Genomic DNA, 13644 nt, shown 5'->3' with positions numbered 1-13644 from the left:
ATTGCCCAGATGCCATGCATCTGGGCTTTTTTATTAATGCCTTATAGCATAAGCACGCAACTAACCTTTGCTACTCTTCTCCAGCAGTTCATCCAGATTGGCCAAACTGGCGTCCATACCTTCCTTAAAGCCATGAGTGACCATATATTCCAGCACGTCCAAACTTCCATAAACTGCGGTTAATTCGACCAAGGTCCGCTCCTCCTTTTGAAAAAATAGCGTTGTGCTCAGGGTTGTCGGAAAATCTGGATTCATCGCACCACTTTCATCACTGAAGCCACGGGATTCCATAATTTTTACTTGAGGAACGATTTCTAGATAATCGTAACGACTCCAATGCTTTTCGCCTTGCGGTCCAACCATGGCATAATGCCAATGTCCACCTTCTCGAAAGTCCATCGTCTTGGTTTCAGCCCGCCATGGTATCGGCGCAATCCACTGTTCCAAAAATTCTGGAGTCGTCCAAGCCTGCCAAACCAGTGGCAAATCTGCAGCAAATTCACGCTTGATCCGGATGGTCTTCTGTTCCCTATCCACATCGAATTGAAATAATAAATTATTTTTCATGTTCTTGGTTTTTTATGGTTATTAATAATTCATCCAGCTGTTCAAAACGGTTCTCCCATAAGGTGCGGAATTGCGAAAGCCACTGGTCAATTTCTTTCATCCGATCGACCACCAAGGCATAATGGATTTCTCGACCCTGTGTTTTGGTTTGCACCAATTCACATTCGGTCAGGATACGTAAATGCTTGGAAATCGCTTGGCGTGAAGTTGAAAAATGCCCAGCAATTGCGTTGGGTGTCATCGCCTGTGTAGCAATCAACGCCAGGATTGCCCGACGGGTTGGATCTGCAATAGCTTGATAGATATCTCGTCTCATGATTTTTATTTTATGAAACCATTCAGTTGCAAATATAAATGCAACCATTCGGTTTCATAACATTTTTTTATTATTTTTTATTTCCCTTGATTGTCAGCAGAATCCCATAAGACCTGTTGATGAGATGTTCTCAAGGGAAAAATTACCATTTGGAAAACATTTTATCTACTTTTGGGGTATTCATACTATGGCAAAATGGATCGGCATACTCAGTATATTTCTTCTGGCTTATTTAAGTCCGGCGAAGAGTATGGCCTGCACGGATCACAGCCCTGCCCCTATTGCTGATCAAAGTTGCACGCATGTTGATCATGATCAACATACCGCACATTCCTGTTGCGAAGGTTCTGAAGCATCTGATGCTGATCCTGAGCACAGTGCCTGTTCCGGTAAAAACGGCTGTTGCTGTGTCGCATTTATGAACCATTCCTGTTGCATGGTCCAGGCAACTTCCTTGAATTTCAATTTCCAGATCCTGCTTCCCAAGCAGGAATACATGGCATTGAACCGCAACCTGGTGATTTCAGGTTTCTCTTCCATTTTTATTCCGCCTAAAATAGCTTAGAACAGCTGTAGCATTTTTGTGTTCCTATGTATATAGGAACCAATGTCGGTGGTCAGCCATCGGCGATGAACATTTATGGAATAAAAATTAAAATCATGAAAAAGATAGCAATGAGCTTGGGCCTTATCTTCGGCCTCGGCGTATATACCCTGTCTGCACAGGTAAAAAATGCAGTGACAACAACAGTCGATGTCAACGGAAATTGTGGTATGTGTAAGAAAACCATTGAAACGAGCGGATCGGATGGCAAGATCGCAGCCGTAAAGTGGGATGTGGACACCAAGAAAGCAACCATAACCTATGACAGCACGAAAACCAATGAACAGGCCATCCTCAAAAAAATAGCCCAAGCGGGATATGATAATGCGAGCTTCCGGGCTCCTGATGATGTCTATGCAAACCTCCATTCCTGCTGCAAATACGATCGCGCCATCGCAACCAAGGCTCCTGAGCATGGCATGGAACACGGTGAGCACCAAAATCACGAAAAATCACAAGAAAGCACCAAGACGACGGCTGGCAAACTGGATCCCGTATTTCACAGTTACCTTGCCGTTAAGGACGCATTGGTCGGAACGGATGCAGATAAGGCAGCGGAAGCCGCAAAGAAACTTTCCGAATCCGTTGCACAGGTGGATATGGCAACTTTAGCAGAGAAAGAACACCACACCTGGATGGAGGTCAACAAATCCATTGCCGCATCCGCAAGTAAAATTGCGCAGGAGAATTCCATAGAAGCCCAACGTCAAGCTTTTATGGATCTTTCCACTAACCTCTATAGGCTAGCAAAGGATGCTGAAAGCGATATGGCGCTCTATTGGCAGTTCTGCCCGATGGCAAACAGTAACAAAGGTGCCTATTGGGTCAGTCAGCAGCAGGCCATAAAGAATCCCTATTTCGGGTCCAAAATGATGACCTGTGGCGAAACCAAAGAGAAAATATAACCCAGGTAAAACTTCCAACATACGAAATAGGATATAATGAAAAATCTACGAATCATAACACTTTTTCTCCTTGCTGTTTGTAGTTTATCGACGGTGTTTGCGCAGCAGGTGGTACGGTATGACCTATACCTGAACGATACCACGGTGACCTATGGCGGCAAGGAAAAGCGTGCAATTGCAGCAAATGGTTCGATCCCCATGCCTACCTTAAATTTTACGGAGGGTGACACGGCGGAGATTCATTTGCACAATAATTTAAAGGAAGGGTCTTCCCTGCATTGGCATGGGATATTCCTGCCCAATAAGGAAGATGGTGTTCCATTTCTGACACAAATGCACATTCCGGCAGATAGTACCTTCGTATACCGTTTCCCGATCATTCAGAGTGGTACACATTGGTACCACAGCCACTCCGGCATGCAGGAACAGATCGGTATGTACGGCGCGATGATCCTGCATAAACGTCCTGATGACCCCACCTTCCGTAAAGGCATCGATGACCTCCCCTCCATACCGGTGGTATTGAGTGAATGGACCAATCTGGATCCGGATAACGTCCATCGGATGTTGCATAATGCTAATGATTGGTTTGCGATCAAGAAAAATGCAACCCAGAGTTATGCAGAGGCCATTAAAGCCGGTCACTTCAAAACCAAATTGACCAATGAATGGAAGCGGATGCTCGCGATGGATGTCAGTGACGTCTATTATGACCGGTTCCTGTTGAACGGCGAAACGGAACGTTCCTATCCGGAATTTAAGGCCGGCGACAAGGTCCGTCTCCGCGTGATCAACGCAGGGGCATCCTCCTATTTCTGGTTGACCTATGCCGGTGGTAAAATTACCGTGGTCGCCAATGATGGGAACGATGTGGAGCCTGTAGAAGTGGATCGACTCATCGTCGGGGTTTCGGAAACCTATGATGTCGTCGTAACGATTCCTGAAGATGGTCTTTCCTATGAATTTATGGCCACACCGGAAGATCGGACGAGCAATGTTTCGATGTACCTGGGCTCTGGCGTTAAGCAGCTCGTAAAGCCCCTACCTACCCTAAAATATTTCGAGGGTATGAAGATGATGAACGACATGATGAAAATGAACGGTGACCTCGATGACATGGGCATGAAGATGACCCTACAGAAAATGGACATGAATACTGTCATGTATCCGGAGATGGAAGGACAAGCCGGCCACGAAGGCCATGGCGGTAGCCATGCTATGGGCGGGGAAACCAAGGAAGGAAACCATCAACAGATGGACCATGATCAGCACAAGAAATCAGATAAACCAACGAAATCAGATAAAAAGAACGATGAACATGGGCAGCATGGGCAGAAAGAAACGGAGCCTACTAAGCAGGTGATGGCCCACAGTCAACATGGCAAAAAGACTGAAAAGCCACAGCATGGGCATGAAGGCCACGCACAACACGTGCAACAGATGGACCATGGTCAGCACGGCAACTCGGATATCGTGACGCTGAACTATGCCATGTTGCGCTCGCCGACCAAAACTACGCTGCCTGCGGATGCGCCGATTCGTGAACTCCGATTTGAATTGACCGGGAACATGAACCGTTATGTATGGAGCATGAACAACCGTGTTCTGGATGAATCGGATAAGATCCTCATCAAAAAGGGCGAGATAGTCCGCATTATCATGTACAACAACTCGATGATGCGGCACCCCATGCATCTCCACGGACATGATTTCCGTGTTCTGAATGGCCAGGGTGATTATGCCCCCATGAAAAATGTGCTGGATATTATGCCGATGGAGACGGATACCATTGAATTCCACTCCAATGTTGCCGGGGATTGGTTCTTCCATTGCCATATCCTTTACCACATGATGGCGGGTATGAATCGGGTGTTCAGCACCGATGTACAGGAACCGAACCCCTACATTCCGAACCCAGCAAAAGCGTACCGTATGTTGCAGAAAGAAAGCAATATGCCGCATTTCATGATCCAGAATGATTTCGCCACAAATGGTAATGATGGTGAACTGATGCTCCACAATGCGCGTTACAGCCTGACATCAGAATGGCGCTTGGGATACCATGATATGCATGGCTATGAGGTGGAGACCCATTTGGGTCGATATATAGGTAAGATGCAATGGTTTATGCCTTTTGTGGGCTTTGACTATCGCTATCGGAAGATGGACAATCATGAAGTCGAGAAGAATATTTTCGGCCAGCGCAACAGCAAGGATGAACGGGCGCTATTTTCGGTCGGATTTGCCTATACCCTACCGATGCTCGTACGCTTCCAAGCTGAGCTTTACCACAACGGTAATGTTCGTCTACAACTTATGCGCGAGGACATCCCCGTTTCCAAAAGGTTGCGCGCCGGTTTCATGGTGAACTCTGACCTGGAATACATGGGCGATCTGCGGTATATCCTGACCAAGAACCTGGGCATCCGAACGCACTACGACTCGGATATGGGATTCGGGGTCGGGCTTTCGGTTAATTATTAAAAACCCCAAAAAGCATGAAGCCCTTCGGCCTATTCCGAGAACCCAATGGTTCATCAGAATTGGTCGAAGGGCTTTTTTTATAAAAGCATGTTGAAAAGAGCACTTTAATCTGCCAGATGGCCAAATTTACCGGTCTGGAAGTCACGGAAAGCCTGTTTCAGCTCCTCTTCGGTGTTCATCACGAAGGGCCCATAGGCTGCAATCGGTTCATTGATTGGCTCACCGGAAAGCACCAACACCAAGGCATCGGAATCGGCTTCGATATGGATATCCGTACCTTCATTTTTGAAAAGTACAAAGTGATCCGTAGGAATAGGTTCGCCATTGATGATCACCTGACCTTCCAGAACCAACACCGCAGTATTGAAATGTTCAGGAAGTGCGAAGTCCATGCGGCCGCCCTGTTTAAGTTTTCCGTTATATAGGTGTACCGGGGTAAAGGTACTTGCCGCACCCGCTGTTTCCTGATAGTTTCCAGCTACGACTTCCACAATTCCCAGGCCTCCGTCAAGCTCAACTTTTGGAATCGTAGCGTTTGTCAAGGCTTGATATTTTGGGGCAGTCATTTTATACTTGGAAGGTAAGTTGACCCACAATTGGACCATTTGGAAATCACCCCCGGTTTTGCTCCATTCGGTTTCATGGAATTCCTTGTGCAGGATTCCCGATGCCGCTGTCATCCATTGCACATCTCCTTCCGCAATGACACCCCCACCCCCGGAGCTATCGCCATGTTCGACACGACCTTTATAGGCCAGCGTAACGGTCTCAAAACCGCGATGCGGGTGAACACCGACCCCTTTTGGAATCTCGCTTGCCGGAAAATTGTATGTAGCATTATAATCAAAGACAAGAAAAGGGTCCATGCGCTCCATGGTTATGGCTGCCGGAATAAAACCATGGACACGAAATCCATCGCCCACAAAATGTGCTTTCCCTGGTTTGATTACTTTCTCGATTTGTTTTGTTTTCATGATAAATATCCTTGTTTGTTATACAAAGATACCCCAATGTGGAGGCCAAAGCATTGATGTATGGTAAGAAGTAGGATATCAATGGAAATGCGGCAATCAGCGCATATATGGCCCTTTTGCAGTGGAAAGAGAAAGATCACACAGCCGCCAATCGTTTTCAACCCTGTCTTCTAAATTCAATAGGAGCTATGCCTACGCTTTTCTTAAAAGCTCTGGAGAAATGTGCTGGATATTTAAAGCCTAAATCATAGGCAATTTCATTGATGGTTTTCTGTCGGTCTAGAATCTGTTGCTTGGCGATGCCCATTATTTTAAGCTGTATATATTCAAAAGCTGTCTTGCCGGTTTCTTTTTTAATGAGGTCACCGAAGTAATTCGTGGAAAGGTGAAGTTTCTCCGCAAAATAACTAACGGAAGGCAATCCCAAGGTCTGCGGCTTATCTGATGTATAATAGCTGTCCAGTTCTTTTTCAAAGCGTTGTAATACATCTGAATTCGCTTCGCTTCTGGTGATGAACTGTCGATCATAAAACCGCTGGCAATACTTTAGAAATAAGGCTATGTTATCAACAATCAATAACCTGCTATGTTTATCGAAGCCCTGTTCCAACTCAAATTGGATCTTTTCAAAACAGTCCAGCACAATCTTCCGTTCTTTTGGAGAGAGGTGAAGCGCTTCCTTGGATTGATAGGAGAAGAACGAATATCGATCGATATGATTCCCTAAATCCGTTCCACGTATAAGGTCCGGATGGAACAGCAATGCGTAACCCTGCGGCTTGTAATCAGCATGGATATCCAGCTGTATGACTTGACCCGGCGCCACAAAAACCAACGTGCGATCCTGATAGTCATATTGCTGTTTTCCATATTTTACATCACCACAGACCACCTCCTTCAAATAAATGATATAAAAGCCAAAATTCATACGGGAGGCATATTCCGCTGGTACCCGACCATCAAAATCCATCACACTCACCAAAGGATGCAAATTTTCCTTATGGTAGAATGCATCGTGCTCACTAACTGTATCGATCCTTAAAATCTCTTCCATTTCTATAATTTATGCCAAACAAATCTACCCACATTTTTGTCTTTTTGATTCCTACCGAACCTAATCCGTAAAAATGGTAACAAAATCCGTGTAATGTATATGGTGTGGTCAGCAATAAGTTAGGACCTTTGACCATAAGCGTTAAACAGCACAAACTTCAATACGAAAAAATATATACGATGATAAACATGAATGGAAAAGTAGCCCTGATCACAGGTGCAGCACAGGGAATAGGATTCGCCTCGGCCAAAGCATTTGCGGAAGCCGAAGCGACCGTTGTATTGGCAGATATGGACAGGGAGGCCTTGGATCGGGCGGTAAATAGCCTCTTGACAGCAGGACACCAAGCAATGGGTATCATTTGCGATGTTTCTAAGGATGAGCAAGTCCGGGAAATGGTGGAAGAAACGGTAAGGATGTACGGTAGACTGGATGCTGCATACAATAACGCTGCAGTTCAAAATATCCTGGCAGATGCGGCTGATCAGGACATCGAAGATTTTGAAAAAGTAATCAACATCAACTTACGCGGCGTCTGGAGCTGTATGAAATATGAACTGCAGCACATGCGCAAGCAAGGCAGCGGCGCTATTGTCAATTGCTCATCAATTGGCGGCATCCTGGGCGGGGCCCAGCGCGGGACCTACCATGCGGCAAAACATGGCGTCATTGGACTCACCAAAAGTGCAGCGTTGGAGTATGCGCCAATGGGTATACGGATCAATTCCATATGTCCAGGCATTATCCATACGCCTATGGTCGACAAGATGATGGAGGGCGGACAGCAGGATGTGCTGGATGCCATGATCGCAACCGTTCCTGCAAAACGACTGGGGAAACCCGAGGAAATCGCTGAAACCGTACTCTGGCTCTGTAGTGACGCCGCGAGCTTTGTTGTTGGACACACCTTAGTGGTTGACGGTGGTTACAGTATCCAATAAGGTATTTGCTAGATTACAAAAGAAATGGCGACCCAATTCAGGCCGCCATTTTTGTATACTTTATCTTTGGGCATTCATTTCAACCCTTTAGATTGGGTATATCCCAATAAGAATTAAATATCCCGTTTATAGCCTGGTTTATCCATTGCTTTATCCAGCGAATAAGGGCCTGACCCCACAACCAGAAAATAAATGAGCAGGAGCAGCACCACCAATGATAGCCAGAATTCAGAATTTAAGAAACTGAATCCATTCGTAATATTCACGAAGAATACCGCGCCGATCAAAATCGGTATCTGCAGCGCAACTGCCAGTCGGGTCTGAAAACCCAGCATGATGAATAGACCACCTACGAGGTGGGCAAACACGACATAGTGTACCGCAGACCAAATGGAAAGCTGGAAATGCGTCCTTTCGATAAGGGCAAACACGGAATCTCGATCCATGACAAAACTTACCCCCTTGGCGAAAATCAGGATACCCAAACCGATCCTGACAAAGTCTACCCACCGCGGATGGTGGGCATCGCCCCAATGTTCAATACGTTGTATTAGGTTCATAATGACCTCCTTTTAAAATTGGTTATTACTCTACAACGTAAACACGCAAGGCATTAGTATAGTTCTACCTGTAACAATTTCACGCTAATTAATTCAAAACCAATTCGATAACTGGAATTTCAACCTGAGGACGTACGACAGGCAGATCCACGATAAGGTCTTTTTCACCTGCGGTAATGGTCATGTGACCCCCCGGTTCAGCACCGGAACGGGATGTATATTTTATTTCGGAGTTATCGTGCAGAAACTGTGCATACTTCACCTTGCCCTTAAAATTCGGCAGATATAACGTTTTGTATGGATACTGCAGCAGATGGACATAGAGTCTCTTGGTTTCGGGGTTATACGTCAAGAGGCAATTATCCGGACGCTCAAAATCTGCCGGTGCTTCCGTACAGCCATAGATGGCCTTGCTGTTGAATTTCATCCAATCACCGATGGCCGCCAAACGGTCGGTAGCACGGGCATCGAAATTTCCACGTGCCGTCGGGCCTACATTCAGCAACAGGTTACCACCCTTACTGACCACTTCGATCAGCATGGCAATCAATTGATTGTTGGACTTCCAGGTATTTTCATCCCGGTGATACCCCCAAGAGCCCGAAAAGGTCTGGCAAGTTTCCCATGGCACCCGCTGTCCATTGTATTCCGGCCATTTATTGGGCATAAACTGCTCAGGTGTTTTATAATCCCAGCCCCAGGCATGGTCGTACATGTCGAGCCGGTCGTTCATAATGATATTCGGTTGAAGCTCACGCGCCAGTTTGATCAACCCTTCACTATCCCAATCTTTGTTGCTCTTTCCATCCTTTCCGGGGTAGGAAAAATCCCAGAAAAGAAGATCTATGGTACCGTAATTGGTCAGTAGCTCCCGCACCTGATCTTTCAGGTATTGCCTGAATTTCCCCATGTCCTTGCGCCCATTCTTCGCCCTCGCTTCCTGATTATCCCGAAGCGGGTGATTGGAATCGATGGTAAAATCCGGATTCGACCAATCGATCATGGAGAAATAGAAACCCACTTTCAGGCCTTCCGCCTTGCAAGCATCTACAAACTGTTTGATCAAATCCTTCCCGTAAGGTGTTTTGGCTGCATTGAAATCCGTGGTTTTCGAATCCCATAGGCAGAAACCTTCATGGTGCTTGGCTGTCAGCACCACATATTTCATCCCTGCCTCCTTGGCCGCCCGTGCCCATTCGGTCGGGTTATACAGGTCCGGGTTAAACAGGTCAAAATAGTTTTTCCTATAGGTTTCGTGGTCAATCTTTTCACGGCTCTGCACCCATTCATGTCGCGCGGGAAGAGCGTATAGTCCCCAATGGATAAACATGCCAAAACGGCCATCACGCCACCATTTCATGCGTTCTTCCTTGTTGGCAACAGATTCTTCCTTCCAATCGCTGCGCTGTGCAATAGCTTGCGAACAGGACAGCAATAACAGTAGAATGTAACTTACGGTTCTTTTCATGGTATTCAGTAAAATAATGCTAGAATTAGGTTTTCTATCCTCAAGATACCAATAAATTCCGACTTCCGGTTGTTATTCCATTTAAATGGTCATTGGCGCAAACGAAATAAGCGATTTATTGTTATTTAATTAAACTGTGTATTTGCTATGTCTAAATTGACCCGATATTTCATTAAAGATTTACATGTTCCTTTCTGGGCGTTCGCCATTCATGATGGTCATCAAGTTGACCCCATCACCGAACCTTACCTTGAAGTTTCCGAAGAGAATCGGCTGCGGGAAGAAGACCCTTTTACAGCGGTTTTCGCCGAATTGCCCATCAGTCAATTTGTCGTGGGCACTTCACGGTTCCAATTGGATATCAATCGGAAGATCGAAGATGCCGTATACCTGCGGAAGGATCAAGCCTGGGGCATTCACGTGTGGAAGGATAGCCTTCCTGAAAATATCCTAGCCGAACTTTACCAGGACCACAAGAACATCTACAATGAGATCGATGAACTTATCCAGAAAAGCATAGCAGATTTCGGATACTTCGTGGTTTATGATATTCATAGCTACAACGCAAAGCGTAACGATGAGTTGGAACAGGTTGATACCGAAGCTAATCCGCAGATCAATCTCGGCACGGCCTACATCCAGGAGAAATGGAATCCTTTGGTTGCCGAGCTTATGAACTGCATCAGCAAGGATACGCTCTATGGAGAACCTATTGACATCCGGGAGAACATAAAATTTAAGGGAGGCTATCTGGCACAATACCTGAACGCCAAATACGGCGATAAAGGTTGCGTGATCTCCTTCGAATTCCGAAAGGATTTCATGAACGAATGGACCGGTACGCCTAATTTAGAACGTATCGTTGAGATAAAACAATTATTGATGAACTCCCTGGGAACGCTGAAGAAGCATTTCAATTATGACGGAAGATAAGAACAAACAGCTCAATAGGCTACTAAATGCCATCAACAAGAGAAATGCAGTGCATTATCAGATTCCGAATGCGGGGAAATTCATCTTCAATAAGATTGTTCCCTACGTCTTTATCTATCGGGTAAAGGATGCCGAGAAGAGGGACAAGATGCTGTCGGACCTCGCCAAGACCGAGAATGCCAGCATTGTCTGTCGGTCGGACGAATTTGCACTGGAGGATTGGCTGAAGCCCATTGCCCAGAAATTGGCAGAAGAGTTCGGTGCCTGTCTATTGGTGGAAGCTTGGATTGCGGACAAAGATCAGACTGAGGATATCCAGATCCATGTCGGCCAAAAGGACATTCTCCCTCTGGCAGAATATTTCCAGAAGAACATGCGCAAGGAAGCGCCGGAAATCAGTATCTCCCTAGCAAAGGACCTCCACATCCCCATGCCACCGGATCTTCCAGCCCTATATAATCAGAAAGAACTACAGAACAAACAGATCCTGTTGATGGGCATCTCCATCAAACAGAATTACATCGATAATAATGATCTGGTCCTGCCGATCATGATGCGTCTGTACCGGGAATCATTGGCCAAATCACTGTCCCGCTTATTTTTTGAGTTCCTACGGGTTTACACCCATTTGAATGCAACGGCACAAAAAATCAATTTCCACCAGGTCTTGACGCCTTTGATGTCAGATATTGACGGCGCCCTTTCTCAGGAAAGCAAGAAGTTTGATTTCTTGCTCATGGTTACCCCGTTGAACACGACAGATGCCTGGTTACAATTCAAGAAAGATAAATTCTATAAGACCCCAAAATTCCTGTACCGCCCGATGCACGTGGATCCCGATCTGGTGAAACGACGGCTGTACAATCTACGAATTGAGGATATTTACGATCCCACGATGGCCTACATCTTCCGGGATAAACGTGCCGAGTTGGACTCCATGGTCACCATGTTGGCGGACCGTGGTAAGGAGGATTTTGTCCACGGCAGTTTGCAGGTCTTCGGAAATGTTTCCGAGAAATTGATCAACTCCGCTACCGCTATCCTAATGATGACGGAAGATGAAGATGCAAAGAAGCGACCGGACGAAATCATCAATGCGCATGATTTCGCAAAATTGGCGCGTGAAGAGGTCAAATTCCTACAGCAACAGGATCCGGAGTTCAACTGTCCGATCCGGGTTCGAGAAGACATCTCCGGGGTGATGGTAAACCGCGGAGCGCTGAATATCAGTACAGAATATAAATTGACAAAACAACGCGCAAAAGCGTTGATACAGCATGAGATCGGCACACATGTGGTCACCTACTTCAATGGCCGTCAGCAACCGCTGAACCTGTTCAGCCTGGGTGTTCCTGGTTATGAGGAACTGCAGGAAGGCCTGGCCGTGCTGTCCGAATATATCGTTGGCGGTTTGAACAACAGCCGGCTACGCATCATTGCCGCACGCGTACTCGCCGTACAGCACATGTTGCTGGGCAATAGTTTCAGCGATTGTTTCTTTATGCTCGTCGATCAATTCGCTTTCAAGCATGAAACAGCCTTTCAGATCGTCATGCGCGTTTACCGCGGGGGCGGCCTGACCAAGGACGCACTCTACCTCAAGGGCATCATGGAGTTATTGACCTACCTCAAGGACGGCAATAATGTCCACCTCCTGATGATGGGAAAAATCCGTAAGGATTACCTCTCCATTATCAAGGATCTCCTTCAAAAGGATATCCTCGTACCACCCAAAATTATTCCCCGCTACCTCTTCCCAGATTATAGCGAACAATGGAAAACCGTCAAACGGAAAGGGAACATCTTCAAATTAATATAATAGTTAGGAACGATATGAAAATTGCAATTCTTATAAATCAATCTCATAAGGAGCATGAGAGATTTACGACCACGCTGCTGGCGTTAAAGGCCCTGGAACGTGGTCACACCGTTATTTATATCGGTTTGGCAGACTTTATCTACGAAGGAGAAAAGAACATTTCTGCTCACTGCCGTATATTAACCCCTGCGCATGAGCTCCGCAATGATCGGGAGTTCATAAAATTCCTGAAGGCTGCGAAAAAGGAAAAAGTGAACATGAAGGATATTGATGTCCTTTGGTTGCGATTTGATCCCACCTTGGATATGATCAATCGCCCATGGGCCGCTGCTTCTGGTGTCCAGTTCGCACAGCTCATCAAGAAAATGGGAAAACTGGTTATCAATGACCCTGACAACTTGGTGGAGGCAAACAACAAACTCTACTTAGAGAATTTCCCGAAAGCGGTCCGTCCAAAAACCTTGGTCACCCGAAACCATGAAGACGTCGAGCGCTTCTTGGATGCCCAGAAAGATAAAATCATCCTTAAACCGCTAAAGGGTTCTGGTGGTAAAAATGTATTCATGATTGACTTTAAAGAACGGCAGAACCTAAAGCAGACTGTTGAAGCGATTGCACGTGACGGTTATATCATTGCGCAGGAATACCTTCACGAAGCAACCAAGGGAGATATCCGTTTCTTCCTATTGGATGGAAAACCACTCATGGTTGACGGAGAATACGCTGCTGTCAGACGCGTTCAGCAGGAAAATGAAATCCGCAGCAATATTCATCAGGGTGCTACTGCTGAAAAGGCAGAGATTACCGAGGATATCCTCAAGCTGGTCAAACAGGTATCTACGCAATTGAAAAAAGACGAGATGTACCTAGTCGGCTTGGATATCGTTGGGGATAAGATCATGGAAGTCAATGTATTCAGTCCCGGGGCATTGAATCATGCCACCGAGCTGTTTGATCGAGACTTCGCAGGTGCGGTCATCGAGAATCTCGAAAAGAAAGTCAAGAAATATTATAAGTAG

Annotated in this window: 13 protein-coding genes; 6 read left to right on the top strand and 7 right to left on the bottom strand. The window is 46.0% G+C overall.

Translation table 11 applies throughout. From position 1 onward, the window contains the following. Positions 1-60 precede the first annotated feature (60 nt). From G6N79_RS08440 to G6N79_RS08430, 3 genes are all read right to left on the bottom strand, one after another. Positions 61-567 (bottom strand): SRPBCC family protein, encoded by a 507-nt coding sequence (locus tag G6N79_RS08440; protein WP_103907500.1) that lies wholly within the window; start codon positions 565-567, stop codon positions 61-63. Further along, positions 557-883: an ArsR/SmtB family transcription factor gene (locus G6N79_RS08435; protein ID WP_103907499.1), complete on the bottom strand. Its 327-nt coding sequence runs from the start codon at positions 881-883 to the stop codon at positions 557-559. The genes G6N79_RS08440 and G6N79_RS08435 overlap by 11 nt, the downstream gene beginning before the upstream one ends. 315 nt (positions 884-1198) lie before the next feature. Continuing rightward, positions 1199-1423, bottom strand: a complete 225-nt coding sequence (locus G6N79_RS08430; RefSeq protein WP_103907498.1) for a hypothetical protein — start codon at positions 1421-1423, stop codon at positions 1199-1201. A gap of 120 nt (positions 1424-1543) precedes the next feature. On the opposite strand from G6N79_RS08430, the gene G6N79_RS08425 reads away from it, so the two are divergent. Continuing rightward, positions 1544-2392, top strand: a complete 849-nt coding sequence (locus G6N79_RS08425) for a DUF3347 domain-containing protein (protein WP_234993257.1) — start codon at positions 1544-1546, stop codon at positions 2390-2392. A 36-nt stretch (positions 2393-2428) separates the two neighbouring features. Then, complete coding sequence (locus tag G6N79_RS17625) at positions 2429-4876, top strand: multicopper oxidase domain-containing protein (protein WP_103907497.1); 2448 nt, start codon at positions 2429-2431, stop codon at positions 4874-4876. A gap of 104 nt (positions 4877-4980) precedes the next feature. Here the strand turns inward: G6N79_RS17625 and G6N79_RS08415 are convergent, their stop codons facing one another. Continuing rightward, a complete protein-coding gene (locus G6N79_RS08415; RefSeq protein ID WP_103907496.1) occupies positions 4981-5850 on the bottom strand; it encodes a pirin family protein in 870 nt (289 codons plus the stop codon). A 157-nt stretch (positions 5851-6007) separates the two neighbouring features. Beyond that, the gene (locus G6N79_RS08410) at positions 6008-6904 is read right to left on the bottom strand and encodes a helix-turn-helix domain-containing protein (protein WP_103907495.1); all 897 of its coding nucleotides are present in this window, start codon (positions 6902-6904) and stop codon (positions 6008-6010) included. A gap of 188 nt (positions 6905-7092) precedes the next feature. Here G6N79_RS08410 and G6N79_RS08405 point away from each other — a divergent pair, with 188 nt between their 5' ends. Next, on the top strand, positions 7093-7845 hold the full coding sequence (locus tag G6N79_RS08405; RefSeq protein ID WP_234993256.1) for an SDR family NAD(P)-dependent oxidoreductase: 753 nt from the start codon (positions 7093-7095) through the stop codon (positions 7843-7845). 113 nt (positions 7846-7958) lie between these two features. Here the strand turns inward: G6N79_RS08405 and G6N79_RS08400 are convergent, their stop codons facing one another. Together G6N79_RS08400 and G6N79_RS08395 are read right to left on the bottom strand one after the other, a co-directional pair. Beyond that, positions 7959-8405, bottom strand: a complete 447-nt coding sequence (locus G6N79_RS08400) for a DoxX family protein (RefSeq protein ID WP_103907493.1) — start codon at positions 8403-8405, stop codon at positions 7959-7961. Positions 8406-8493: 88 nt separating this feature from the next. Further along, positions 8494-9873 (bottom strand): alpha-L-fucosidase, encoded by a 1380-nt coding sequence (locus G6N79_RS08395; protein ID WP_103907492.1) that lies wholly within the window; start codon positions 9871-9873, stop codon positions 8494-8496. Positions 9874-10020: 147 nt separating this feature from the next. On the opposite strand from G6N79_RS08395, the gene G6N79_RS08390 reads away from it, so the two are divergent. From G6N79_RS08390 to G6N79_RS08380, 3 genes are read left to right on the top strand one after another with little or no spacing between them, the layout of a single operon-like run. Beyond that, the gene (locus tag G6N79_RS08390) at positions 10021-10806 is read left to right on the top strand and encodes an N-formylglutamate amidohydrolase (RefSeq protein WP_103907491.1); all 786 of its coding nucleotides are present in this window, start codon (positions 10021-10023) and stop codon (positions 10804-10806) included. Next, on the top strand, positions 10793-12625 hold the full coding sequence (locus G6N79_RS08385) for a peptidase MATCAP family protein (protein ID WP_103907490.1): 1833 nt from the start codon (positions 10793-10795) through the stop codon (positions 12623-12625). Before G6N79_RS08390 ends, G6N79_RS08385 begins: the two co-directional genes overlap by 14 nt. Before the next feature lie 14 nt (positions 12626-12639). After that, on the top strand, positions 12640-13644 hold the full coding sequence (locus tag G6N79_RS08380) for an ATP-grasp domain-containing protein (RefSeq protein WP_103907489.1): 1005 nt from the start codon (positions 12640-12642) through the stop codon (positions 13642-13644).

It is taken from the genome of Sphingobacterium lactis, from assembly GCF_011046555.1.
Taxonomy (GTDB): domain Bacteria; phylum Bacteroidota; class Bacteroidia; order Sphingobacteriales; family Sphingobacteriaceae; genus Sphingobacterium; species Sphingobacterium lactis.
Note: the sequence above shows the minus strand (reverse complement) of the source record. Positions and strands in the feature narration are given on the sequence as shown.

What these genes read in the sequence shown, in the direction of transcription:
- G6N79_RS08425 (WP_234993257.1), top strand. Translation starts at nt 1,544, where the DNA reads ATGAAAAAGATAGCAATGAGCTTGGGCCTTATCTTCGGCCTCGGCGTA.
- G6N79_RS08380 (WP_103907489.1), top strand. Translation starts at nt 12,640, where the DNA reads ATGAAAATTGCAATTCTTATAAATCAATCTCATAAGGAGCATGAGAGA.
- G6N79_RS17625 (WP_103907497.1), top strand. Translation starts at nt 2,429, where the DNA reads ATGAAAAATCTACGAATCATAACACTTTTTCTCCTTGCTGTTTGTAGT.
- G6N79_RS08415 (WP_103907496.1), bottom strand. Translation starts at nt 5,850, where the DNA reads ATGAAAACAAAACAAATCGAGAAAGTAATCAAACCAGGGAAAGCACAT.
- G6N79_RS08440 (WP_103907500.1), bottom strand. Translation starts at nt 567, where the DNA reads ATGAAAAATAATTTATTATTTCAATTCGATGTGGATAGGGAACAGAAG.
- G6N79_RS08395 (WP_103907492.1), bottom strand. Translation starts at nt 9,873, where the DNA reads ATGAAAAGAACCGTAAGTTACATTCTACTGTTATTGCTGTCCTGTTCG.
- G6N79_RS08385 (WP_103907490.1), top strand. Translation starts at nt 10,793, where the DNA reads ATGACGGAAGATAAGAACAAACAGCTCAATAGGCTACTAAATGCCATC.
- G6N79_RS08435 (WP_103907499.1), bottom strand. Translation starts at nt 883, where the DNA reads ATGAGACGAGATATCTATCAAGCTATTGCAGATCCAACCCGTCGGGCA.
- G6N79_RS08410 (WP_103907495.1), bottom strand. Translation starts at nt 6,904, where the DNA reads ATGGAAGAGATTTTAAGGATCGATACAGTTAGTGAGCACGATGCATTC.
- G6N79_RS08405 (WP_234993256.1), top strand. Translation starts at nt 7,093, where the DNA reads ATGAATGGAAAAGTAGCCCTGATCACAGGTGCAGCACAGGGAATAGGA.
- G6N79_RS08400 (WP_103907493.1), bottom strand. Translation starts at nt 8,405, where the DNA reads ATGAACCTAATACAACGTATTGAACATTGGGGCGATGCCCACCATCCG.
- G6N79_RS08390 (WP_103907491.1), top strand. Translation starts at nt 10,021, where the DNA reads ATGTCTAAATTGACCCGATATTTCATTAAAGATTTACATGTTCCTTTC.
- G6N79_RS08430 (WP_103907498.1), bottom strand. Translation starts at nt 1,423, where the DNA reads ATGGAAGAGAAACCTGAAATCACCAGGTTGCGGTTCAATGCCATGTAT.